At 65.3% G+C, this 19,714-nt stretch carries 21 protein-coding genes; 11 read left to right on the forward strand and 10 right to left on the reverse strand.

Annotated features, from left to right (window positions below; translation table 11 throughout):
• Window positions 1-7: 7 nt before the first annotated feature.
• Window positions 8-1,072 (forward strand): tRNA 2-selenouridine(34) synthase MnmH, encoded by a 1,065-nt coding sequence (mnmH, locus tag AC1DEK_RS19570; RefSeq protein ID WP_478126930.1) that lies wholly within the window; start codon window positions 8-10, stop codon window positions 1,070-1,072.
• On the opposite strand, the gene phnE is transcribed toward mnmH, so the two are convergent.
• From phnE to AC1DEK_RS19610, 8 genes are all read right to left on the reverse strand, one after another.
• Window positions 1,063-1,854 carry a phosphonate ABC transporter, permease protein PhnE gene (phnE, locus tag AC1DEK_RS19575; protein ID WP_478126931.1) on the reverse strand — a complete coding sequence of 264 codons (792 nt, stop codon included), beginning with the start codon at window positions 1,852-1,854 and terminating at the stop codon, window positions 1,063-1,065. The two genes, mnmH and phnE, sit on opposite strands and share 10 nt — an antisense overlap.
• The gene (locus AC1DEK_RS19580; protein WP_478126932.1) at window positions 1,851-2,690 is read right to left on the reverse strand and encodes a PhnE/PtxC family ABC transporter permease; all 840 of its coding nucleotides are present in this window, start codon (window positions 2,688-2,690) and stop codon (window positions 1,851-1,853) included. Before AC1DEK_RS19580 ends, phnE begins: the two co-directional genes overlap by 4 nt.
• A 5-nt stretch (window positions 2,691-2,695) precedes the next feature.
• Window positions 2,696-3,514 carry a phosphonate ABC transporter ATP-binding protein gene (locus AC1DEK_RS19585; protein ID WP_478126933.1) on the reverse strand — a complete coding sequence of 273 codons (819 nt, stop codon included), beginning with the start codon at window positions 3,512-3,514 and terminating at the stop codon, window positions 2,696-2,698.
• A gap of 13 nt (window positions 3,515-3,527) precedes the next feature.
• On the reverse strand, window positions 3,528-4,391 hold the full coding sequence (locus AC1DEK_RS19590) for a putative selenate ABC transporter substrate-binding protein (protein WP_478126934.1): 864 nt from the start codon (window positions 4,389-4,391) through the stop codon (window positions 3,528-3,530).
• Window positions 4,392-4,467: 76 nt separating this feature from the next.
• On the reverse strand, window positions 4,468-5,796 hold the full coding sequence (locus AC1DEK_RS19595; protein ID WP_478126935.1) for an ABC transporter ATP-binding protein: 1,329 nt from the start codon (window positions 5,794-5,796) through the stop codon (window positions 4,468-4,470).
• A gap of 37 nt (window positions 5,797-5,833) precedes the next feature.
• Window positions 5,834-7,561: an ABC transporter permease gene (locus AC1DEK_RS19600; protein WP_478127086.1), complete on the reverse strand. Its 1,728-nt coding sequence runs from the start codon at window positions 7,559-7,561 to the stop codon at window positions 5,834-5,836.
• 126 nt (window positions 7,562-7,687) lie between these two features.
• Window positions 7,688-8,281, reverse strand: a complete 594-nt coding sequence (locus tag AC1DEK_RS19605; protein ID WP_478126936.1) for a carboxymuconolactone decarboxylase family protein — start codon at window positions 8,279-8,281, stop codon at window positions 7,688-7,690.
• 14 nt (window positions 8,282-8,295) lie between these two features.
• The gene (locus AC1DEK_RS19610; protein WP_478126937.1) at window positions 8,296-9,501 is read right to left on the reverse strand and encodes a YbfB/YjiJ family MFS transporter; all 1,206 of its coding nucleotides are present in this window, start codon (window positions 9,499-9,501) and stop codon (window positions 8,296-8,298) included.
• Window positions 9,502-9,567: 66 nt separating this feature from the next.
• On the opposite strand from AC1DEK_RS19610, the gene AC1DEK_RS19615 reads away from it, so the two are divergent.
• Window positions 9,568-10,431, forward strand: a complete 864-nt coding sequence (locus AC1DEK_RS19615; RefSeq protein WP_478126938.1) for a LysR family transcriptional regulator — start codon at window positions 9,568-9,570, stop codon at window positions 10,429-10,431.
• A 24-nt stretch (window positions 10,432-10,455) separates the two neighbouring features.
• Here the strand turns inward: AC1DEK_RS19615 and AC1DEK_RS19620 are convergent, their stop codons facing one another.
• Window positions 10,456-12,144, reverse strand: a complete 1,689-nt coding sequence (locus tag AC1DEK_RS19620) for a long-chain fatty acid--CoA ligase (protein ID WP_478126939.1) — start codon at window positions 12,142-12,144, stop codon at window positions 10,456-10,458.
• Window positions 12,145-12,322: 178 nt separating this feature from the next.
• Here AC1DEK_RS19620 and AC1DEK_RS19625 point away from each other — a divergent pair, with 178 nt between their 5' ends.
• From AC1DEK_RS19625 to AC1DEK_RS19660, 8 genes are all read left to right on the forward strand, one after another.
• Entirely contained in the window at window positions 12,323-12,763 is a 441-nt protein-coding gene (locus tag AC1DEK_RS19625; protein WP_478126940.1) for an OsmC family protein, read from the forward strand.
• 258 nt (window positions 12,764-13,021) lie between these two features.
• Window positions 13,022-13,276 carry a hypothetical protein gene (locus AC1DEK_RS19630; RefSeq protein ID WP_478126941.1) on the forward strand — a complete coding sequence of 85 codons (255 nt, stop codon included), beginning with the start codon at window positions 13,022-13,024 and terminating at the stop codon, window positions 13,274-13,276.
• A gap of 68 nt (window positions 13,277-13,344) precedes the next feature.
• Window positions 13,345-14,136, forward strand: a complete 792-nt coding sequence (locus AC1DEK_RS19635) for a transporter substrate-binding domain-containing protein (RefSeq protein WP_478126942.1) — start codon at window positions 13,345-13,347, stop codon at window positions 14,134-14,136.
• Between the two features lie 9 nt (window positions 14,137-14,145).
• Window positions 14,146-14,808, forward strand: coding sequence for an amino acid ABC transporter permease (locus AC1DEK_RS19640; protein ID WP_478126943.1), 663 nt, complete (start codon window positions 14,146-14,148; stop codon window positions 14,806-14,808).
• 4 nt (window positions 14,809-14,812) lie between these two features.
• Entirely contained in the window at window positions 14,813-15,466 is a 654-nt protein-coding gene (locus AC1DEK_RS19645) for an amino acid ABC transporter permease (RefSeq protein ID WP_478126944.1), read from the forward strand.
• Complete coding sequence (locus tag AC1DEK_RS19650; RefSeq protein WP_478126945.1) at window positions 15,450-16,232, forward strand: amino acid ABC transporter ATP-binding protein; 783 nt, start codon at window positions 15,450-15,452, stop codon at window positions 16,230-16,232. The genes AC1DEK_RS19645 and AC1DEK_RS19650 overlap by 17 nt, the downstream gene beginning before the upstream one ends.
• A gap of 48 nt (window positions 16,233-16,280) precedes the next feature.
• Window positions 16,281-16,859, forward strand: coding sequence for a DUF1439 domain-containing protein (locus tag AC1DEK_RS19655; protein ID WP_478126946.1), 579 nt, complete (start codon window positions 16,281-16,283; stop codon window positions 16,857-16,859).
• A gap of 13 nt (window positions 16,860-16,872) precedes the next feature.
• A complete protein-coding gene (locus AC1DEK_RS19660) occupies window positions 16,873-17,877 on the forward strand; it encodes a glycerophosphodiester phosphodiesterase (protein ID WP_478126947.1) in 1,005 nt (334 codons plus the stop codon).
• A gap of 22 nt (window positions 17,878-17,899) precedes the next feature.
• Here the strand turns inward: AC1DEK_RS19660 and AC1DEK_RS19665 are convergent, their stop codons facing one another.
• A complete protein-coding gene (locus AC1DEK_RS19665; protein WP_478126948.1) occupies window positions 17,900-18,370 on the reverse strand; it encodes a Cd(II)/Pb(II)-responsive transcriptional regulator in 471 nt (156 codons plus the stop codon).
• 184 nt (window positions 18,371-18,554) lie between these two features.
• Between AC1DEK_RS19665 and AC1DEK_RS19670 the strand changes: the two genes are divergently transcribed.
• Entirely contained in the window at window positions 18,555-19,580 is a 1,026-nt protein-coding gene (locus tag AC1DEK_RS19670) for a P1 family peptidase (protein WP_478126949.1), read from the forward strand.
• The last annotated feature ends 134 nt before the right edge of the window (window positions 19,581-19,714 follow it).

Consider the following 19,714-nt stretch of genomic DNA (forward strand, 5'->3'; position numbering starts at 1 on the left):
ACGGGTCATGCAACGTCCTCCTGTTCGGGTCACCGATCGTCACGCGTTCGACACGCTCATCGACGCGCGCTCGCCGGCCGAATTCGCGCTCGACCACATTCCCGGTGCCATCAACTGCCCCGTGCTGGACGACGAGGAGCGGCGCATTGTCGGTACGCTCTACAAGCAGCAAGGCGCGTTCGAGGCACGTCGTGTTGGCGGTGCGATGGTGGCAGTCAATCTTGCCAAGCATCTGCGCGAGCGCTTCGCGGACCGCCCCGCCAACTGGAAGCCGCTCGTGTATTGCTGGCGCGGCGGGCTGCGAAGTGGGTCCATGGTGACCTGGCTGCGGCTCGTGGGCTGGGATGCCCAGCAACTTGCCGGCGGCTACAAGAGCTTTCGCCATCACGTGCTCGAACAACTCGAATCGCTCTGCCCGCGGCTGCCGCTGCGCATTCTTTGCGGCGCAACGGGCAGCGCCAAGACGCGCGTCCTGCAGGCGCTGGCGCGGCGCGGCGCGCAGGTGCTCGACCTGGAAGATTTCGCAAGGCACAAGGGATCCTTGCTTGGCGCCCTGCCCGGCGTCCCTCAACCTTCTCAGAAGCATTTCGAGACGCGCATCGCGCAGGTGCTCGAATCGGTCGACCTCGATCGCCCGCTGTACGTGGAAGGCGAAAGCCCGCGCATCGGGCGCATCGCACTGCCCTTGCCGATGGTGGCGCGAATGCGCGAGAGCCCATGTATCGAGATCGCCGCGACGCCCGAAGCGCGCCTCGCCTACCTGCTGCGCGACTACGCTTATCTCGGCGACAACGCCGAGGCACTCGCGAACCAGCTCGGCATGCTGAAGGAGTTGCAGGGCAAGGAGACGGTGCAACGCTGGCAAGCCTGGGCGCGCGCTGGCGAGCTGTCGCCGTTGTTCGCCGAGCTGATGGCGCTGCACTACGACCCGCACTATGCACGCTCGCAGGCCCGCCACTTCACGGCATGGCCCGAACGCGCCCGGGTCGAATCAAGCGATCTTTCGGACGCGGGCATCGAGGCCGTCGCCGATGCCGTGCTCGCGCTGGAAGCCGATCGCCTTCAGGCGTAGGCCGGAACGAGCTCGCGCCGCAGCCGGCTGCTTGCACCATCGACGATGAAGACCAGCACGAACATGGCCCCCATCACCGTCGCGGCTTGCGCCTGCTGGAAGAGGGACAGATGGAAGTACAGCATCTGCCCGAGTCCGCCCGCACCCACGAAGCCGAGCACAGACGCCATACGGATGTTCATTTCCCAGCGATAGAGCGTGTAGGCAAGCCACTGCGGCCACACCAGCGGCAGGCCGCCATAGGCGAAGGCGGCTGCCGCGCCGCTACCGGCTTCCCGCAGGGCACGTTCAGGCGCGGTGGGCGCGTTTTCGAGCGCTTCGCCGAACAGGCGCCCGAACACGCCGGTGGTGTGCAGTGCCAGCGCAAGCACGCCCGCGAAAGGACCAAGTCCGGCCAGCAACACCATCAGCGCCGCCCACACGAGTTCGGGCACGCTGCGCAGCAGGTTCAGCACGAAACGAGCGCCCTGCTTTGCGACGGTGCCGAATCGGCCCGAAGCCGGCAGTGCCAGCAACGCACCGGAGACGAATGCCAGCAGAGTGCCTAGCGCCGATATCGCGAGCGTCTGAAGTGCGCCCCAGGCCGTCTTTGCCAGGAACCCCGAGGAAACGTCCGGCGGAAAAAATTCGGCGACGAACTTCGCCATCGATGTCGCCGATTCGCGCGTGAAAAGTGCCCGGAAGTCGATCGCCAGATTGGCAAAGCTCGCAATGACGGCGGCAAGCACGCCCATACCGATCGCGATGCATGCCACGCACGGCCTCGGTGCGCGCGGTGTCATGCGAGCACCTTGCGCAACATCGCACTCAGGCCGTCGGCCAGCAGCACCAGCAAAAGGAAGACGATCAAGATGCTGCTGGCTTCGCCGCCGTTCAACATCTTCATCGACTGGTCCATGAGTTGGCCCAGACCGCCGGCGCCGACAAAGCCCATCACAACCGATGCCCGCACCGCGCATTCCCAGCGGTATACGGTGTATGACACCAGTTCCTGTGCCGCGCCGGGCATCAGCCCATAGCAAAGCGCAGCGATGCGCCCGCTGCCCGCTTCGAGCAGTGCGCGCGCAGGGCGCGTGTCCCCCGATTCAAGAATCTCGCCGTAGACCTTGCCGAGCATGCCGCCATAAGTGATCGCCAGTGCCAGCACGCCAGCAGCCGGCCCGAGCCCGAAGGCGCGCACCAGCACCAGCGCCCAGACTACTTCGGGGATGGCACGCAGTACGACGAGCACACCGCTGGCGGTCGTGCGGACCGCTTGCGCCCGCCATCGTCCCGGCCCGGGGCCGATGCGCGAAACGGAGAGCGATCGCGTCATGGCGAACGCCAGAGGCGCTGCAATGACGAATGCCAAGGCAATGCCCGCGGTGGCCATGGCGAGCGTTTCGAGCGTGGCCTTCGCCAGCAGCGCCAGGAAGTCCGGCGCCGCCGAGGGCGGCAAGAAGCCTGCAAGAAAGCCGCCCATGACCCCGAGGCTTGCCGGATCGAACAACGCAAGCGGATTGAACTGCGCGACCAACGCCATTGGCCACAGCACGACAAGCGCAAGCAGCACGGCGGTCAGGCGTCCACGCGCCAGGGGATCGCGCAAGTTCGCGTCACGCGCAGAATCGAAACGCATGGCGCTCAGCGGCACATGATCGCCGGGGCCCGCGCGTCCGCGTCCGTCAGTGGCTGCTCGCGGCCGTGCGTCGGCAGCACGCCGCCTTCGGGCGCATACAGGTCCTGCAGCATGGCGCGCGTGACCTCGGGCGCAGGCGCGTCGAACAGCACTTCGCCATCGCGCAAGCCCACGATGCGGCCGAACCACTTCAGTGCGAGATCGACAGCGTGCAACGAGGCCACCACCGCTGCGCCGGTCGCCTCGCTCTGGGCGATGAGTTCGCGAATGGCGGCATCTGCCAGCGCGGGATCGAGCGCCGACACCGGCTCGTCGGCCAGGATGAGTTCCGGCGCCTGATAGAGCACGCGCGCAATGCCGACGCGCTGCAATTGACCGCCCGACAAGCGATCGCATCGGTCGAACACACGCTCGCCGAGGTCGAGCCGCTCCAGCACGTTCTGCGCACCGGCTGCGTCAGCGGGGCGCACCAGCGAAGCGATGGCCTTCCAGCCGGACCACACACCCAGTCGCCCTGCCAACACCGCACTGACCACACGCAGGCGCGGTGGGATGGGTGGTGTCTGGTGAATCAAGCCGATGCGCGCTCGCAGGGCCTTCAATGCCGAGGCGGACGACGCCCATGGCGCCTGGCCCAGCACTTCGAGGTGGCCTTCGCTCGGGCGCACCGAGGTTCCCGCGACGCGCAGCAGGCTGGTCTTGCCCGCGCCCGAAGGACCGATCACGGCGACGCACTCGCCGCGCCCGATGGCCAGCGTTGCGCGCTTCAGCGCACGGTGGCCATTGGGGTGCACCAGGCCGATGTCGCGCAAATCCAGCGTCAAGGCCGACCCCGCCCTACTTGATGAGGCCGGCTGACTTGCCCGCCGCCTCGATGCCGTCGTAGTTCGATGCCTGCGTCGGAATGAACTTGCTCGCGCGCTGCAGCGCAAGAATGTCCTTGTGTGCCGGATTCGCCGCATCGAGCGCCAGGAAGGCGTCGGCCAGCTTTTGGGTGACGGCCGGATCGAGCCCGGGGCGCACGGTCCAGTTGTAGTCGTAGAACGTCGGCGTGGTCGCCAGCACGCGCACCTTGCCGGCGTTGGGATTCTTTTCCTCGACCAGCTTGTCCCACACGGAAGCATTGAGCACGCCGGCCTGCGCGCGGCCCGCGGCAACGAAAGCGACCGTCGCATCGTGTGCGCCTGAATAGGCGACGCTCTTGAAGTCCTTCTCGGGGTTGAGGCCCGCCTGCATCAGGAAATAGCGAGGCATCAGGCTGCCCGATGTGGACGACGGTGCGCCGAATGCAAAGGTTTCGCCCTTGAGATCGGCCAGGGTCTTCGCCTTGCTGTCCGTCGGAACGATGAACTTGCTCGTGAAGACCTTGTCCTCGGCGCGCTGCACGATCGGCTGCGCTCCGCCGCCGGTGCGCAGCTTGGCCTGCACGAAGGTGAAACCGCCGAGCCAGGCCAAGTCGATCTTGTTGGTGGCAAGGCCTTCGACGACCGCGGCGTAGTCGGTCACGGGAGTGAACTGCACCGTCATGCCGGTGGCCTTCTGCAGGTAATCGCCCAGCGGCTTGAACTTGCGTTGCAGTTCGGTCGGCGCCTCGTCGGGGATCGCCGAAACGCGCAGCACCGGGGTTTGCGCATGCGCAGCCAGGCCGAGGCCGGTGGCCATCAAGGCGGCCAGCGCGCCTTGCAGGAAAAGTCGCTTCATGAGGAGAACAGTCGGTAGATGAAAGAAGGCGGCTGCGTGGCCGCGGGGCCCCGCATTATCGAGCCGCCCCTACGCCCTAGCCGCCGCTGCTCGCGGCTTCGGCCGCTTCGTCTTCGCCTGCGGGCAGATGGATGAGGCCGGTTCGCAAGTCGTACTCGAACACCTCGCCATAGCGGCCCCATTCGATCGCGGTGCGCAGGACGCGCTCGGCGGTGGACTCGTTCAGGCTTTCCTTCAGCAGTTCAAGGAACGGCTCCTGCGGCAGCTCGCCAGAAGGCGCCTGCTCCAGGCTGTGGCGAATGTGCGCTGCGAGCGGAACATGCGCCAACAATTGTTGGCCCAGCAACTGCTGTCGAAGCGTGTGCGTGCCGGCGACGTAGCGGCGGCCCAGTTCGGTCAGATGCAAATCGCCATCCGCGAGCTGCGCAAAGCCGAAGAGCGCCAGCGCCTGCGCCAGCGGCAGCAGGTCGTGGTCGGTGAGCTCGGCTTCTTCCGCGAGTTGCGGAAGATCAGCCCGGCCATCCCGTCCATCCTCGACGAGCATTTCGAGCAACGCTTCCATCCGGCCGACATCGGCGTCCGGCAAGCGTTCGCCCAAGTGCAGGCGCGCGGGCTCCTCGGCCGCACGGCCGGCCACCGGCGCCCCCGCGGTCATGAGCGCGTAGGCCTCGTCGATGAGCGCCCTCACCTCCAGGCTGTCGACATCGCGCGGACGCGGAAGATGGATCGGGAGTTCGGCGCGCACGCGGCCCGGATCTGCCGCGAAGATCAGCACGCGATCGGCCATCAGCACGGCTTCCTCGATGTTGTGCGAGACGATGAGCATGGCCTTGGTCGGCATCTCGCCGCCGCCCCAGAGCTGAAGGATGTCGTCGCGCAGGCGCTCGCCGGTCAGCACATCCAGCGCGGAGAAGGCTTCGTCCATCAGCAGCACCTCGGGCTCGACGACCAGCGCGCGCGCGATGCCGACGCGTTGCCGCATGCCGCCCGACAGCTCGCGCGGCAGCGCTCCCTCAAAACCCGCCAGGCCGATCAGCTCGATCGCATCGCTTGCGCGGCGCGCGCGCTCCACCGGCTCGACACCGCGCGCCTCCAGCCCCAACTCGACGTTCTGCTGCACCGTGAGCCACGGAAACAGCGCGAAGGACTGAAACACCATCGCGATGCCGCGCGCAGGGCCATACAAGGGCTGCCCACGGTAGTTCACGCTCCCGGCATCCACACCGATCAACCCGGCCATGATGCGCAGCAGCGTCGACTTGCCCGAGCCCGACTGTCCGAGCAAGGCGACGATTTCGCCTTCGGCCAATCGGAAATCGACGCCTTCCAGCACCGAACGCGCCGCGCCGTCCGCCAGCTTGAAGGACTTGCCGACGCCCCTGAGTTCAACGATGGCTTCTGCCATGGGGATTCCTCACACGATCATTCGCAGTCATTGGAGATCAGAAATGCATCCGGTTCTCGGCCAGCTCATAGAGCCGCCGCCAGACGAAGTGGTTCATGCCCATCACGAACACGCACATCACGCCGATGCCCAGCGCAATGCGCGGAAAGTCGCCGATGGCCGTCATGTGGGCGATGTAGCTGCCCAAGCCGACGGCCTGCAGCGTGGTGTCGCCCCAGGTCACGTATTCGGCCACGATACTGGCGTTCCATGAGCCGCCGCTGGCCGTGATGGCGCCGGTGACGAAGCTCGGGAACACTGCCGGCAGCAGGTAGCGCCGCCACTTGAGCCATCCGGTGATGCCGAAATTCTCGGCGGCGTAGCGCAGTTCGGTCGGGATGGTCGAAGCACCCGCGATCACGTTGAAGAGCAGATACCACTGTGTGCCGAGCACCATCAGCGGCGCCAGCCAGATGTTCGGATTGAGCTGCCAGCGCACGATGAACAGCACCGCGACCGGGAACATCAGGTTTGCCGGAAAGGCCGCCATGAACTGCGCGACGCCCTGCAGCCGCCCCGCCCAGCGGGGATTCATGCCGATCCACACGCCAATGGGCACCCACACCACTGCCGCCAGAGCGATCAGCACCAGCACGCGCAGCATCGTGTAGAAGCCCAGCAGGAAGACGTGGCCGACTTCGGACCAGCCGACCTCGGTATGGATGAACCGCATGAGCCAGCCGATGGCAAGCAGCACGGCCGCCGCGATCGTCGCGTCCCACACGCGCGCAACGGCCGGGTTCGCCATGCGCGGCCGCGCCTTGATGGACGTGCCGTCGTGATCGCGCCGAAACAGCACCAGCGAGCGTTCGAGCACCTTCGCCGCGCCGACCACCATCTGCTTGAGCCGATCCGTGCGGCGCACCCACGTGAGCAGCCACGAGCGCGGTGCATCTTCCGAACTGCCTTCTTCGAAACGGAACTTGTCGGCCCACGCGATCAAGGGCCGAAAGAAGAGCTGGTCGTACAGCGTGATGCCGATCAGCATGCCGCCGATGGCCCAGCCGATCGCGCCGATGTCGCGTGCCTCGATGGCCATCGCAATGTAGGAGCCAACGCCCGGCAGCTTGATGTTCTGGTTCGACACCGAGATCGCCTCCGAAGCGACCACGAAGAACCAGCCGCCGGACATCGACATCATCATGTTCCAGAGCAGTCCGGGCATCGCGAAAGGCAGTTCGAGCCGCCAGAAGCGGTGCCACGCGGAAAGCTGGAAAACCGCCGACGCTTCTCGAAGCTCCGCAGGCACCGTGCGAAGCGACTGGTACAGGCTGAACGCCATGTTCCAGGCTTGCGAAGTGAAGATCGCAAATATCGCCGCACATTCCACGCCCAGCAGATTGCCCGGAAACAAGGCGATGAAGCCGGTGACCGTGATCGACAGAAAGCCCAGGATCGGGATCGACTGCAGGATGTCCAAAACCGGCACGAGGATCTTTTCGGCCACCCGATAGCGGTTGGCCAGCACTGCGAAGACGCAGGCAAACACCAGCGATGCGCCCAGCGCGAGAAACATCCGCAGCGTCGTGCGCAGCAGGTAATACGGCAGCATCCACGGATCGAGGCTGATTGGCAGCGGCTGCCCCAGTTCATAGGGGCGCGCCATCTGCGAGGCGCCGAAGGCCAGCGCGAAGAGCGTGGCAAGCACCAGGGGCAGGAGTGCCCAGTCCCAGCGGTTGCCGCCGGAGGCGACGGCCTGGCGCGGGAAGAAACGTTTGTCGAGCATGAGCGATAGGAAGGGTCGGTTCACGGACCCTGTCCGCGCGCGACGCGATTGTGCCTGCCGACTTCGACACCAACCTGACCACGCGCCATGCCCGGCCGACGCGGCGACCAGTGCTTTCGCAGCGCCCTAAAGCGGGTACGCCTCCAGCGGCGGCTGGCCGTCGGCCGGCTTGGCCGGCGTGTGCGCAACGTTCATGACCCAGCAGACCATGACGAAGTAGCCGACCAGCGCACTGAGCTCGACCACCGTGCGCTGCCCGAATCGCGACTCGGCCGCCGCATACGTGGGCTGGCTTGCGCCGTTGTTCTGCAGCAGTTCGAGCGTGAAGTCGAGCGCGATCTGTTCGTCTTCGGCCAGCGGGGTCGCGCGGCGGCCGAGACGCAAGGCTTCGATGGCCTCGGCGCTGACGCCGGCCTTGACCGCCAAGGTGCTGTGCAGCAGCCATTCGAACTGATTGCCCACGTGGCGCGCGACCGCGCAGGTCACCAGCTCGCGCAAGCGAGCATCGATCGCGCTGTCGAAGCGCAGGTATTCGCCGAGCGTGCCGATGCGCTCCATCAGCGTCGGGCTCTGCAGCAGCGGGATGAACGGACCGAACACGCCCTTGCGCGGACCGTCGATCAAAGATTTCGCGGCGGCGAGCTGCGCGTCCGTCATGGACTCCGCGGCTGGCATGGGCAAACGCTCGGCCCAGGGCTGTGTATGGCCTTGTTCAATCATGTGAGGGATTCCTGTCAACCAATATGTGAAACGGTACGAGAAGGCTTGCGCGCCAGCCACACGGCACTGCCCAGAAGTGCCACGGCGCCGACCGCCAACGCAATGAAAAGCCCGCCGAAGCCTTCGGCCTTGCCGCTCAGAACGGAAGACAGCACCGGCCCGGCCATTTGCCCGATCGCGAAAGCGGCCGTCATGCGCCCGAGCATCCGCGTCGGGTCTCCGGCACTGCTTGCCTTTGCTTCCTGCATGCCTGCCATCGTCGCCACCATGAATGTGCCACCCACCAGCAGCGCCGCCGCAAGCACCGTGAGCGCCGACAGATGCAGCACCGGCAAGACGCAGCCGAGCGCCATCAGCACATGGCTGCCGGCCAGCACGCGCCGCCTGGGCACACCGCCCAGCACTGCGCCGGCAAACACGGTCGACAGCGCCGCCGCCGCGCCGAACACGGGCCAGGCTGCGCCGAAAACGGAAGGATCGTCGACCACCGCGCGCGCGAGCACCGGCAGAAAGGTGGCCGGCAGGATGTAGCCGAATCCGAGAAGGCCGTAGCTCACCACCAGCCCCCACGGCACGACGGCCGGCGTCGATGGCGCCGCGGCTGCAGAGCCGCCCGAAGCCGCCCCCTGCCCTGGCGCCTCGCGAGGCATCAACACCGCGACCATAAGCAGCCCGACGAGCGCCAGCACACCCAGCTGAATCCACAGGCTCTCGGCCAGGACGCCCGCCATTCCCGCCCGCCAGCAATACAGCCCGGCAAGTGCGATGCCCACGCCGACGCCCGCGTAAAGAACACCCGCGCCAGCCGGCCGCTCGAGCCGCGCCAGCCAGCCGAGGCACCAGACGCTGGTGCTCACGAGCGCCCACGCGCTGGCCACGCCCGCAACGAAGCGCAGCAAAAGCCAGACTGCGACGGATCCGCTCCAGCCCATCGCCGCCGTCGACAGCACGATCGCGGCAAGCGACAAAAGCCCTATGCGTTGCGGCGTGAGCGGCAGCCGCGCCGTCGTGAGCGCGCCCAGCAAGTAGCCCGCGTAGTTGGCCGCCGCAAGCCAGCCGCCGGCGCCCACGTCGACACTGCCCGCCCGGATCATCAGCGGCAGCATCGGCGTGAAGGCGAAGCGGCCGATGCCCATGGCGATCGCCAAGGCCAGCATGCCGGCAGCGCACACCGCGACAAGGGAAGGCGGTCTGGAAGCGGCGATGGAGGGGTTCGACATGGGTCGTCATTAGACGCAGAATGTGCCGCATCCACAAATGAATTATTCAGAACAATCATTCTTGCCATGAGAACGATCGACCTCGACTCGTTGGAGATTTTTCGCACCGTCGTGGCCGAAGGCGGAGTGATCCGCGCAGCGGACAAGCTCAATCGCGTGCAGTCGAACGTCACGACCCGCATCCAGCAACTCGAGGAGCGGCTCGGTCACAAGCTCTTTCATCGGCAGGGTCGCACGCTTGCGCTGGCGCCGGCCGGGCACAAGCTGCTGCCGTATGCCGATCGCCTGTTGCGCCTGGCCGATGAGGCGGAGAGCGAATTACGCAGCGATCTCCCGCTCGGCACCTTCAGGCTGGGCTCGCTCGAAAGCACCGCCGGCAGTCGGCTGGCGCCGGTGCTGTCGCGCTTTCACAGGCTTTATCCGGGGGTGGTTGTCGAGCTCGTCACCGGCACCACCGGCGCCTTGCTGAAGCGGGTGAAGGCCTTCGACATCGAGGCCGCCTTCGTGTCCGAGCCCTTCGCCGATGCGGGGCTCGAAACCCTGCCCGTGTTCGATGAAGAACTGGTGCTCGTCACGGCGCGCAGCGTGAGCTCGGTGACGCGCCCGGGCGACCTTGCCAATGCGACGCTGATCGCATTCGCGCAGGGCTGTTCATACCGCCGCCTGCTCGAACAATGGCTCGGCAAGGGCGGCGTTTCGCCATCGCGCTCGCTGGAGTTTTCTTCCTACCAGGCCATGATTGCCTGCGTGGCTGCGGGCACGGGCTTCGCGATTGTTCCCGTGTCCGTGCTCAAAGCGCTGCGCGCCACGGCCGATGTGCGCCAGCATGCGCTGCCCGAACGCATGCGCGCGAATCGAACGCACCTGGTGTGGCATGGCACGCCGTCGGTCGCCTTGGCTCGGCTGATCGAGATGCTGGCGAAGTCCTAGCCTGCTTCGACCAGGGCGTGTCCACTATTTGCCCTCCGCCTCCTGCAGCAGCCGCCACATCACCTTGCCGCTGCCGCTCTTGGGCAATGCATCGACGAACTGCACGCTGCGCGGGATCTTGTAGACCGCCATGTTCTCTCGGCACCAGTCGATGATCTGTTGCTCGGTCGTGTCCTTGTGCGTCGGGCGCAGCACGACGACTGCCTTGACCGATTCACCGCGATAGGCGTCCTTGGTCGCGATCACGCAGGCTTCCTGGATCGCCGGGTGGCGGAACATCAGCAGTTCGACTTCGGCAGGCCAGACCTTGAAGCCGCTCGCGTTGATCATCCGCTTGAGGCGATCGGTCATGAAGAAATAGCCGTCCTCGTCCATCCGGCCCATGTCGCCGGAGCGGAAGAACCGCTTGCCCTCGAATTCGACGAAGGCCGCGGCCGTGGCGTCCGGCCGCTTCCAATAGCCCTGGAACACCTCAGGCCCGTGGATGATGATCTCGCCCGATTCGCCGATCGGCATTTCCTGCAGCGTGTCGGGATCGACCACGCGTGCATCGGTGCTCATGTAGGGAATGCCCAGGCATTGCTGCTTCGGGTTCTCGAACGGATTCGCGTGCGAAGGCGCGGCGGTCTCGGTGAGGCCGTAGCCTTCCTGGTACTTCAGGCCGAACTGCTCCAGCAGTCGTTGCGCGACGGCCTGCGGCATTGCCGCGCCGCCACCGCCGATGTAGACCAGGCTGCTCAGGTCGTAGTTGGCGAAGTTCGGGCTGGCCATGAGGTCGATGACCATGGTCGGGATGTTGGTCCAGCTGGTGACCTTGCGGCGCGAGATCAGCCGGCCAGCCACGTCACGATCCCAGCGCGGCATGATGACCAGCGTGCCGCCGCAGAGGATGGTCGTGTGCATCATGCTCACCACGCCGGTGATGTGGAACATCGGCACCACGGCGAGCACCATGGCCTCCATCGAACCCAGGCCCCAGAGCTGGCCCGCACACGCGTTGTGCATCAGGCTCGAATGGTTGTGGATGCAGCCCTTGGGCAGGCCCGTCGTTCCGCTCGTGTAGGGCAGCAGGGCCATGTCGTTGGCGCCGACCACGTGCTCCGGGGCGGGATGGCCGGCGTTCATCGCATCGGTCCATGCCATCACGTCGCCGTCTTCCAGCATGGGCAGCGGGTGGCGGGTCAGCAGCCAGTCGCGCCAGGCCGGCGCGGGCGCCTCGTCGCCGGTCACCTCGGCATCGAAAACATCGGTGAACTGCGTGACGATCATGTGCGCCAGACGGTCCTTGGCTTCGAGCGCATTGCTTGCCTTGGCCAGTTCGGGCGCGAGATCGCCGGTGGTGATAGCGACTTTCGCGTCCGGATCGGTGATGTAGTGCTTCAGCTCCTCGGCGCGGTTCATCGGATTGACCGGCACCACGACGGCGTTCGCCCGCAGGATCGCGAAATGGGCGATCACGAGTTGCGGGCAGTTCTGCATGTCGAGGACGACGCGGTCGCCGCGCTTCACGCCCAGCGCGTGCAAGGTGCCGGCCAGGCGCTCGGCCTGGGCCGCGAATTCGCGGTAGGTGATCTCGCTGCCGAAAAAGACGAGCGCAGGCTTGTCCGGATAGCGCTCGGCGTTGGTCTTGAGGTTGTGCCAGAGCGAGGTGGCAGGGACGGTGATCGAACGAGGCAGGCGCTGCGGCCAGAACTTGTAATGCGGGCGGTCCATACAGTCTCCAAACAGCCCGTGAGCCTACGCCGCGAGGCGGCTCGCCTGCATCGGGGAAGCCCCGAAGGCGTCACATGGGCGACTCCCATTGCTGACAGACTCAACGGCCGATATGTCGTACAACGGCGGGTTCGTCCAGCATCGTTTTGCTTCCTTCAACCACCGCCAAGGAGTTCACATGCCAGCAGACAAGCACGCAAGCGTTCATTGGGAAGGCGCCGGCAAGACCGGCAAGGGCCAGATCAGCACCGAAACGGGCGCGCTGAAGGCGTATCCCTATGGATTCGCCAGCCGCTTCGAGGATGACAAGCGCGGCACCAATCCCGAAGAAATCCTGGGCGCCGCCCATGCCGGCTGCCTGACGATGGCCTTCGCGTTTGCGCTGGAGGGCGCCGGATTCACCGCGAGTTCGATCGACACGAAGGCCGCGGTGCGCCTCGCCAAGGATGGCCCGGGGTTCAAGATCGATCGCATCCAGCTCGAACTCGAAGCCAGCGTTCCGGGTCTCGACGAAGCCAAGTTCCAGGAACTTGCCGCTGGGGCGAAGGCAGGTTGCCCGCTGTCGAAGGCGCTTGCGAGCGTTCCGGAGATCACGCTCAAAGCGACGCTCAAGGGCTGAGCCCATCGCTATACTTTCCCGCGTCAGGTCGAAAAAGGGCGTGATCGGGTTTAGCAGCCCGAACAAGAAGAGATCAGAAGCCGCGTTGAACCAAGAGTTCTGCGGCTTCGTCGTTCGTGCCTCATTTTTTGGCGGCTCGAGTGGGGAGCCGCGAGGCTCGCCGGTTTTCTCTGATTGTCCGGTCTGCTAACCCGTTCGAGCCGCCGCCCCCGTTTAGCAGCGGGTGCGGTAGGTGTAACCACAGTCAGAGAGGTATCAATGGCACACCCTACTTGCGCGCCCGCGCGCCACCCCGATCCCGCCCTCACCGTTCAAATCACCGGTGAGATCAATGCACTGTGGGAAGCCCGCTGCGCCAACACATGCTTGCGCAGACTGGCGGCACTCGCACAGAAGTATCGCGACGACGAGCATTTCGTCACCTTGACCGAAGTGCGCGCTCTGGCCGCAGTGGTCAACACCGAATTCAAGCGTCGCCTCCGATCACTTCAAGCGAGCATCGCTACCAGATGAACTGATCCGGCACAGCTCTTGCGTACGGTCGGCGGATGAATTCCACCGACCTCTCCAGGAGCCATTCCATGACGTATTCCAAGCGCCAGTTCGCGTCGATCCTTGCCGCGGCCGCGCTCTTTGGCGTCGGTGCGGCGCACGCCCAAAGCGCGCTCGACCACATCATGAAGGCCAAGACCATCAAGATCGCAGTGCCGACGGACTACCCGCCCTACGGCTCTGTCGACAAGAACATGACGCCGCAGGGGCTGGACGTCGAGGTGGCGCAGCTCATCGCCAGCAAGCTTGGCGTCAAGGTCGAACTGGTGCCAGTGACAAGTGCCAATCGCATCCCCTATCTGCAGACTCGCAAGGCCGATCTGGTGATCTCCACGCTCGGTAAGAACGCCGAGCGTGAGAAGGTGATCGACTTTTCCGCCGCATACGCGCCGTTCTTTCAAGCGGTCTATGCCGCCAAAAGCTTGAACATCAAGAGCTTTGCCGACATGGGCGGCAAGAGCGTGGCGGTCACGCGCGGCGCGATGGAGGATCAGGAGCTCGCCAAGGTCGCGCCTTCGAACGTCGACTACAAGCGCTTCGAGGACAACAACGCCACCATCGCGGCTTTCGTCGCAGGCCAGACGCAGACCATCGCCACGAGCGCGGCCGTCGCGGGCGACATGATGCAAAAGAACCCACAGCTCGCTGCCGAATACAAGCTGCTGCTGAAGGACAGCCCCTGTTTCATCGGCATCGCCAAGGGCGAGGACGCACTGAAGGCCAAGGTGAACGAAATCGTGGCAAATGCGAAGAAGGACGGAACGCTCGACGCCATGGCGAAGAAGTGGCTGGGCCGCCCTGCCGGCGACCTGCCAGTCTGACGCAGCCCAATGGGCATCGATTTCGACTTCGGCGCCGTCCTCGGCCAATGGCCCCTGTTGCTCAGGGGCGTGCTGTGGACACTGGGACTGACCGCCGTCGCCACCGTGATCGGGATGGTGGTCGGCGTCGCCTGCGCATGGGCGAGGGCCAGCGGGCCGACATGGTTGCGCTGGGTCGTGGGCAGCTATGTCGAGCTCATCCGCAATACGCCCTTTATCGTGCAGCTCTTCTTCATCTTCTTCGGGCTTCCGGCCGCGGGTTTCAAGCTGTCTCCGGAAGTGGCATCGATCATCGCGATGGTGATGAACCTCGGCGCCTATGCGACCGAGATCATCCGAGCGGGCATTGAAGCGACGCCGCGCGGCCAGATTGAAGCGGCGGTGAGTCTCGCGCTCGACAAGGTGCAGGTTTTCACCCGCGTCGTGCTGCCGCCGGCGATGAAAAAGGTGTGGCCCGCGATGGTGAGCCAGATCATCATCGTCATGCTGGGGTCCGCCGTGTGCAGCCAGATATCGACGGAGGAACTGAGCTACGCGGCCAACCTCATCCAGAGCCGCAACTTCCGGGCTTTCGAGGCCTTCATCGTCGCGACCGTGATTTATCTGGCGCTGTCGCTCGGCGCTCGCCGGCTGCTCAACTGGGCAGGTCCCAAGTACTTCTTCGGACGATGAAGTCATGAGCGATTTCTCTCTTTGGGACATCCTGCGCAATCTGTTGATGGCGTTGCGCTGGACCGTCGTGCTCTCGCTGATCGCCTTCGTCGGCGGTGGCGTGGTCGGCGGGCTGCTGCTCTTCGGGCGGCTTTCCGGCGGACGCGTGGCCGAACGATTGATCAGCCTGTACGTGCAGGTCTTCCAGGGCACGCCGCTGCTGATGCAGCTCTTCCTTGCGTACTTCGGCATTGCACTTTTCGGCATCGATGTTTCCGCATGGACTGCGGCATCAGTGGCATTGACGCTCTACACCAGCGCTTTCCTGACCGAAATCTGGCGCGGCTGCGTGGCGTCGATTCCCAAAGGCCAGTGGGAGGCTTCCGGCAGCCTCGCATTGGTTTTCACCGAGCAGATGCGCCACGTGATCCTGCCGCAGGCGGTCCGCATCGCCATTGCGCCGACAGTCGGCTTCCTGGTGCAGGTGATCAAGGGCACGGCGCTGGCATCCGTCATTGGCTTCGTCGAACTCACCAAGGCGGGAAGCATGATCTCGAATGCGACTTTCAAGCCCTTCGTCGTGTTCAGCTGTGTCGCCCTGCTCTACTTCGTGCTGTGCTTTCCAGTGAGCCTGTGCGCCAAGAACCTCGAGAGGAAATTCCATGGCGCCCGTCGCTGAAGCACTCGCACAGTCCGTTGAGTCGTCCGCTGCGCCCGTCGTGCGCATTACCGCATTGCGCAAGTCCTATGGCAGCAATGAAGTGCTCAAGGGCATCGATCTCGAAGTCAGGCGTGGCGAGGTGATCGCCATCATCGGCAAGAGCGGATCGGGCAAGAGCACGCTCCTGCGTTGCATCAACGGCCTCGAAGCGTTCCAGGAAGGCTCCCTGACAGTCGATGACAAGCCGCTGCTGCACGAAAGCGCGATGGCGATGCGCGACTTGCGACAGCGCGTGGGCATGATCTTCCAGAGCTTCAATCTCTTTCCGCACCTGACCGTCGGGCGCAACGTGATGCTCGCACCTACGCTGGTCAAGAAGCGCAGCACGACGGAGGCGGCGTCGCAAGCGCGCAAGCTGCTCTCGCGTGTCGGCCTGGCGGAAAAGTTCGACGCCATGCCGGACCAGCTCTCGGGTGGCCAGCAGCAGCGGGTCGCCATTGCACGCGCCTTGGCCATGGAACCTGCCGTGCTGCTGTGCGACGAAATCACATCCGCACTTGACCCAGAGCTTGTAGGCGAAGTGCTGCGGGTCGTCGAATCGCTCGCCGTCGAAGGCATGACGCTCTTGATGGTGACGCACGAGATGAGCTTCGCGCGAAAGGTCAGCGATCGGGTCATCTTCATGCACCAGGGCCGCGTGCATGAGATGGGACCGCCGGGCGAGCTCTTCGGCAATCCTCGGACCGCCGAATTGAAACAGTTCCTTTCGTCGCTGCGCGACTGAGGCCAGGGACGGCGGGGAACCCGCCGGTTATGGCAAGCTCGGAGCGGTATGCGCAACCGCTCTCCCCTCCGTTCCCGACGTCTCTTGCTGCAGGCGCTGCTGGGCGCCGCCGCCTTTCCGGCCGCTTTCCCCGCGATGGCCGGCTTCAACTTCTTCACCAGCGAATACACCGCGAGCCGCGACGAACTCCAGGCGCAGATCGCCAAGCGTTTTCCGGTGCAGAAGCACTATGCGGAGATCTTCACCGTCAGCTTGCGTGATCCTCGACTGGGCCTCGATGCCCGCGAAAATCGCGCTGCGATCACGGCCCTGCTCATGATCAACAGCCCCCTGCTGCGGCCTTCGACGGTCGAAGGCATCGTCACCGTCAGCAGCGGACTCAAGTACGACGCACCTGCGCGCGCATTGCGCCTGGACAATCCGCAGGCCGATCGGATCGAACTGCAGGGCGTGACCGGACGCGATGCCGAGCGGCTTCAGCGTATCGGCGCTGTCGTTGCCCAGGAACTGCTGCGCGACCAGCCGTTGCGCACCTTCACCGCAGAGGAACTGACCGTCGGGCGCAAGACCTACGAGATCGGTGACATCACCGTGCAGGACGACGGCATCACCGTGCAACTCAAATGACAACGGAGATCGCATGATCGACTCGCTGCACCTACTTGTCCGAACTTGCCTGCCGTGGCTTGTTGCGGGCTCTTTGCTTGCTGGTTGCGCGTCGACCACGCAAGAGGCGAAGCCGCCCATCGACCTCCAGGCGCACCGGGGTGGACGCGCGCTCGCGCCGGAGAACACGCTTTCCGCTTTCCTGAATGCGATCGCATTGGGCGTAAACACGCTTGAACTGGACATCGGACTTACCGCTGACGACGTTGTCGTGATCTCGCACGACGTGGCGCTCAACCCCGATCACACGCGAGACGTGCAAGGCCGCTTTCTCGCTTCGAAGGGTCCGCCTTTGCGCACGCTGACGCTGGCGCAATTGCAGACCTACAACGTAGGGCTTATCAATCCTGACAGCAACTACGCCAAGCTCTTCCGCAAGCAACTGCCGCGCGACAGCGAACGCATTCCGACACTCGCCGCGTTGTTCGAGCGCGTCCAGAAAATGGGAGCGGACCAGATCCGCTTCAACATCGAGACCAAGGTCGATCCGACGCACCCTGAAGAAACCGCACCGCCTGACCGCATGGTGCGCGCCTTGCTCGCCGAGATCGACAAGGCAGGGATGGCGCAGCGCGTGACAATCCAGAGCTTCGACTGGCGCACGCTCGCGCTGGTCGCCGAGCAGGCACCACAGATGCCGCGCGCCTACCTCACGAGCGCAAGCACGCTCAAGGACAGCCGCTGGACCGCGGGCCTGCGGGTCGAAGACTTCGGCTCTGTTCCTCGCCTGGTGAAAGCGGCGGCCGGCGACGCCAAGGGGCCAGTGATCTGGTCGCCCGCGTTCAACAGCCTCACCGCCGCCCTCGTGAAAGAAGCGCATGGGCTGGGCCTCCAGGTGCTGCCGTGGACTGTGAACGAACGCGCAGACATGGCGCGGCTGATGGATTGGGGCGTGGACGGGATCATCACCGACGATCCGGCCATTCTTCGCGACGTGATGAGCGAGCACGGCATGCCGCTACCGGCCCGGAATCGCTAGGCCCGCCAAGCCCTGTGCGGCACTACACGTGACGGGCAGTGCGAGTACGCGGCGCATCGGCCGGCTGCCGATCCGCTCGCGCATGCAGGGTTTCGATGATGTGGCATTGCGCATCGGTGCCGTCGCAGCAGTCGCGCAACGCAATCAGGTCTTTTTCGAGCGTGCGCAACTCGCGCAGGCGTTCGCGCACGTGGCCGAGATGCGCATCGAGCGCCACGCAGGCGGCCTCGCAATCGGCCTTGCTGCGCAAGTCGAGCGCAAGCAAGGTGCGCACTTCGTCGAGCGACATGTCCATCGCGCGGCACAGCCGGATAAAGCGTAAGCGATGCACATCGGCGTCGCCGTAGATGCGATAGCTGTTGTCGCTGCGCGCCTGGGGCTCGATGAGCCCTTCTTTTTCGTAGTAGCGGATGTTGGCGGCGCTCACGCCGCTCTGGGCGGCAGCGTCGCCGATGCGCAGCCCCTGTCCGGCAATCTTTGTTGGGTTGACCACGGGTCGGCCTCGAGTGACTTCAATGTCCGGATGGTGGCATTTCGCGGAAATCGCGGCAAGTTACGCCGAACTTCTGTGGATAACGTTGTGGGTTGAGCAAGGACTGCCATCCGCAAACGACCGCCCCATGCGGCTCCTGGCTGAGTTGCCTGCCAAACAGGCAATGAGCAACCATAATCGTCCGATGCGCGATTTCCCTATCTCATCAGTGCCCGGCGCGGGCGCCATCACCGCCATCACCGATGTCGCCGGCATCGAAGTCGGCCATTTCACCGATCCACGCCGGCCGACAGGCTGCACGGTCATTCTTGCGCGCGACGGCGCGGTCGCCGGCGTTGACGTGCGTGGCGCCGCGCCCGGAACCCGCGAGACGGACCTGCTCGCGCCTGCCAACCTCGTTCAGCAGATTCATGCCGTGATGCTCGCCGGCGGCAGCGCCTGGGGGCTGGCCGCCGCAGACGGTGCGATGCGCTGGCTCGAAGAGCGCGGCGTGGGGCTCGACGTGCGCTACGGCACGCTGCCGATCGTGCCTGCCGCGGTGCTGTTCGACCTTCCCGTCGGCGACGCGCGCATCCGGCCCGACGCGGCCGCGGGTTACGCGGCGTGCGAAGCGGCCTCCGCCGCAGCGCCTGCGGAGGGCAACGTCGGTGCCGGCAGCGGAGCGCTCGTCGGCAAGCTGTTTGGCATACATCGCGCGATGAAAGGCGGCGTCGGCACCGCCTCGGTCACGGTCAACGGAGTCACTGTCGGCGCGCTGATCGCCTGCAACGCACTCGGTGATGTGATCGACCCCGATACAGCGCAAGTGGTGGCCGGCGCGCGCACCGAAGACGGCACCGCGCTGCTGGACACGCGTCGCGCCCTGCTTCGCGGCGAATTTCCCAAGCCGCTGCTCGCAGGCACCAACACCACACTGGGCGTGATCGCGACCGATGCGGTGCTTACGAAGGTGCAGGCCAACCGACTCGCCACCGTGGCGCACGACGGCCTCGCACGCGCCATCAACCCGGTACACACGATGAGTGACGGCGACACCTTGTTCGCGCTTGCGACGGGGCGCGTGTCGCTGGAGGGCGACGCGCCGGGCATGACAGTGTTGAGCGCGATGGCGGCCGAAGTCGTGGCGCTAGCGACGGTGCGCGCTGTGCGAGCGGCACAGGCCGTGCGCATCGGCGAGCATCACTTTCCTTGCGCTGCGGACCTGGGTTGAAGCAAGTTTCTGCAGCCGCGCGTGCCAGGCTGGAAATGAACCACCGCAATCAACAGCAGCGCGCCCACCCCTGCACATAGAAGAAACTTCGCCGGTGAAATGATCGGAAACAGTTCGCGCCCGACGATCAGCAA

This window comes from Variovorax sp. 10N420, assembly GCF_056394705.1.

What these genes read in the sequence shown, in the direction of transcription:
- mnmH (WP_478126930.1), top strand. Translation starts at nt 8, where the DNA reads ATGCAACGTCCTCCTGTTCGGGTCACCGATCGTCACGCGTTCGACACG.
- phnE (WP_478126931.1), bottom strand. Translation starts at nt 1,854, where the DNA reads ATGACACCGCGCGCACCGAGGCCGTGCGTGGCATGCATCGCGATCGGT.
- AC1DEK_RS19580 (WP_478126932.1), bottom strand. Translation starts at nt 2,690, where the DNA reads ATGCGTTTCGATTCTGCGCGTGACGCGAACTTGCGCGATCCCCTGGCG.
- AC1DEK_RS19590 (WP_478126934.1), bottom strand. Translation starts at nt 4,391, where the DNA reads ATGAAGCGACTTTTCCTGCAAGGCGCGCTGGCCGCCTTGATGGCCACC.
- AC1DEK_RS19595 (WP_478126935.1), bottom strand. Translation starts at nt 5,796, where the DNA reads ATGGCAGAAGCCATCGTTGAACTCAGGGGCGTCGGCAAGTCCTTCAAG.
- AC1DEK_RS19600 (WP_478127086.1), bottom strand. Translation starts at nt 7,561, where the DNA reads ATGCTCGACAAACGTTTCTTCCCGCGCCAGGCCGTCGCCTCCGGCGGC.
- AC1DEK_RS19605 (WP_478126936.1), bottom strand. Translation starts at nt 8,281, where the DNA reads ATGATTGAACAAGGCCATACACAGCCCTGGGCCGAGCGTTTGCCCATG.
- AC1DEK_RS19610 (WP_478126937.1), bottom strand. Translation starts at nt 9,501, where the DNA reads ATGTCGAACCCCTCCATCGCCGCTTCCAGACCGCCTTCCCTTGTCGCG.
- AC1DEK_RS19615 (WP_478126938.1), top strand. Translation starts at nt 9,568, where the DNA reads ATGAGAACGATCGACCTCGACTCGTTGGAGATTTTTCGCACCGTCGTG.
- AC1DEK_RS19620 (WP_478126939.1), bottom strand. Translation starts at nt 12,144, where the DNA reads ATGGACCGCCCGCATTACAAGTTCTGGCCGCAGCGCCTGCCTCGTTCG.
- AC1DEK_RS19625 (WP_478126940.1), top strand. Translation starts at nt 12,323, where the DNA reads ATGCCAGCAGACAAGCACGCAAGCGTTCATTGGGAAGGCGCCGGCAAG.
- AC1DEK_RS19630 (WP_478126941.1), top strand. Translation starts at nt 13,022, where the DNA reads ATGGCACACCCTACTTGCGCGCCCGCGCGCCACCCCGATCCCGCCCTC.
- AC1DEK_RS19635 (WP_478126942.1), top strand. Translation starts at nt 13,345, where the DNA reads ATGACGTATTCCAAGCGCCAGTTCGCGTCGATCCTTGCCGCGGCCGCG.
- AC1DEK_RS19640 (WP_478126943.1), top strand. Translation starts at nt 14,146, where the DNA reads ATGGGCATCGATTTCGACTTCGGCGCCGTCCTCGGCCAATGGCCCCTG.
- AC1DEK_RS19645 (WP_478126944.1), top strand. Translation starts at nt 14,813, where the DNA reads ATGAGCGATTTCTCTCTTTGGGACATCCTGCGCAATCTGTTGATGGCG.
- AC1DEK_RS19650 (WP_478126945.1), top strand. Translation starts at nt 15,450, where the DNA reads ATGGCGCCCGTCGCTGAAGCACTCGCACAGTCCGTTGAGTCGTCCGCT.
- AC1DEK_RS19655 (WP_478126946.1), top strand. Translation starts at nt 16,281, where the DNA reads ATGCGCAACCGCTCTCCCCTCCGTTCCCGACGTCTCTTGCTGCAGGCG.
- AC1DEK_RS19660 (WP_478126947.1), top strand. Translation starts at nt 16,873, where the DNA reads ATGATCGACTCGCTGCACCTACTTGTCCGAACTTGCCTGCCGTGGCTT.
- AC1DEK_RS19670 (WP_478126949.1), top strand. Translation starts at nt 18,555, where the DNA reads ATGCGCGATTTCCCTATCTCATCAGTGCCCGGCGCGGGCGCCATCACC.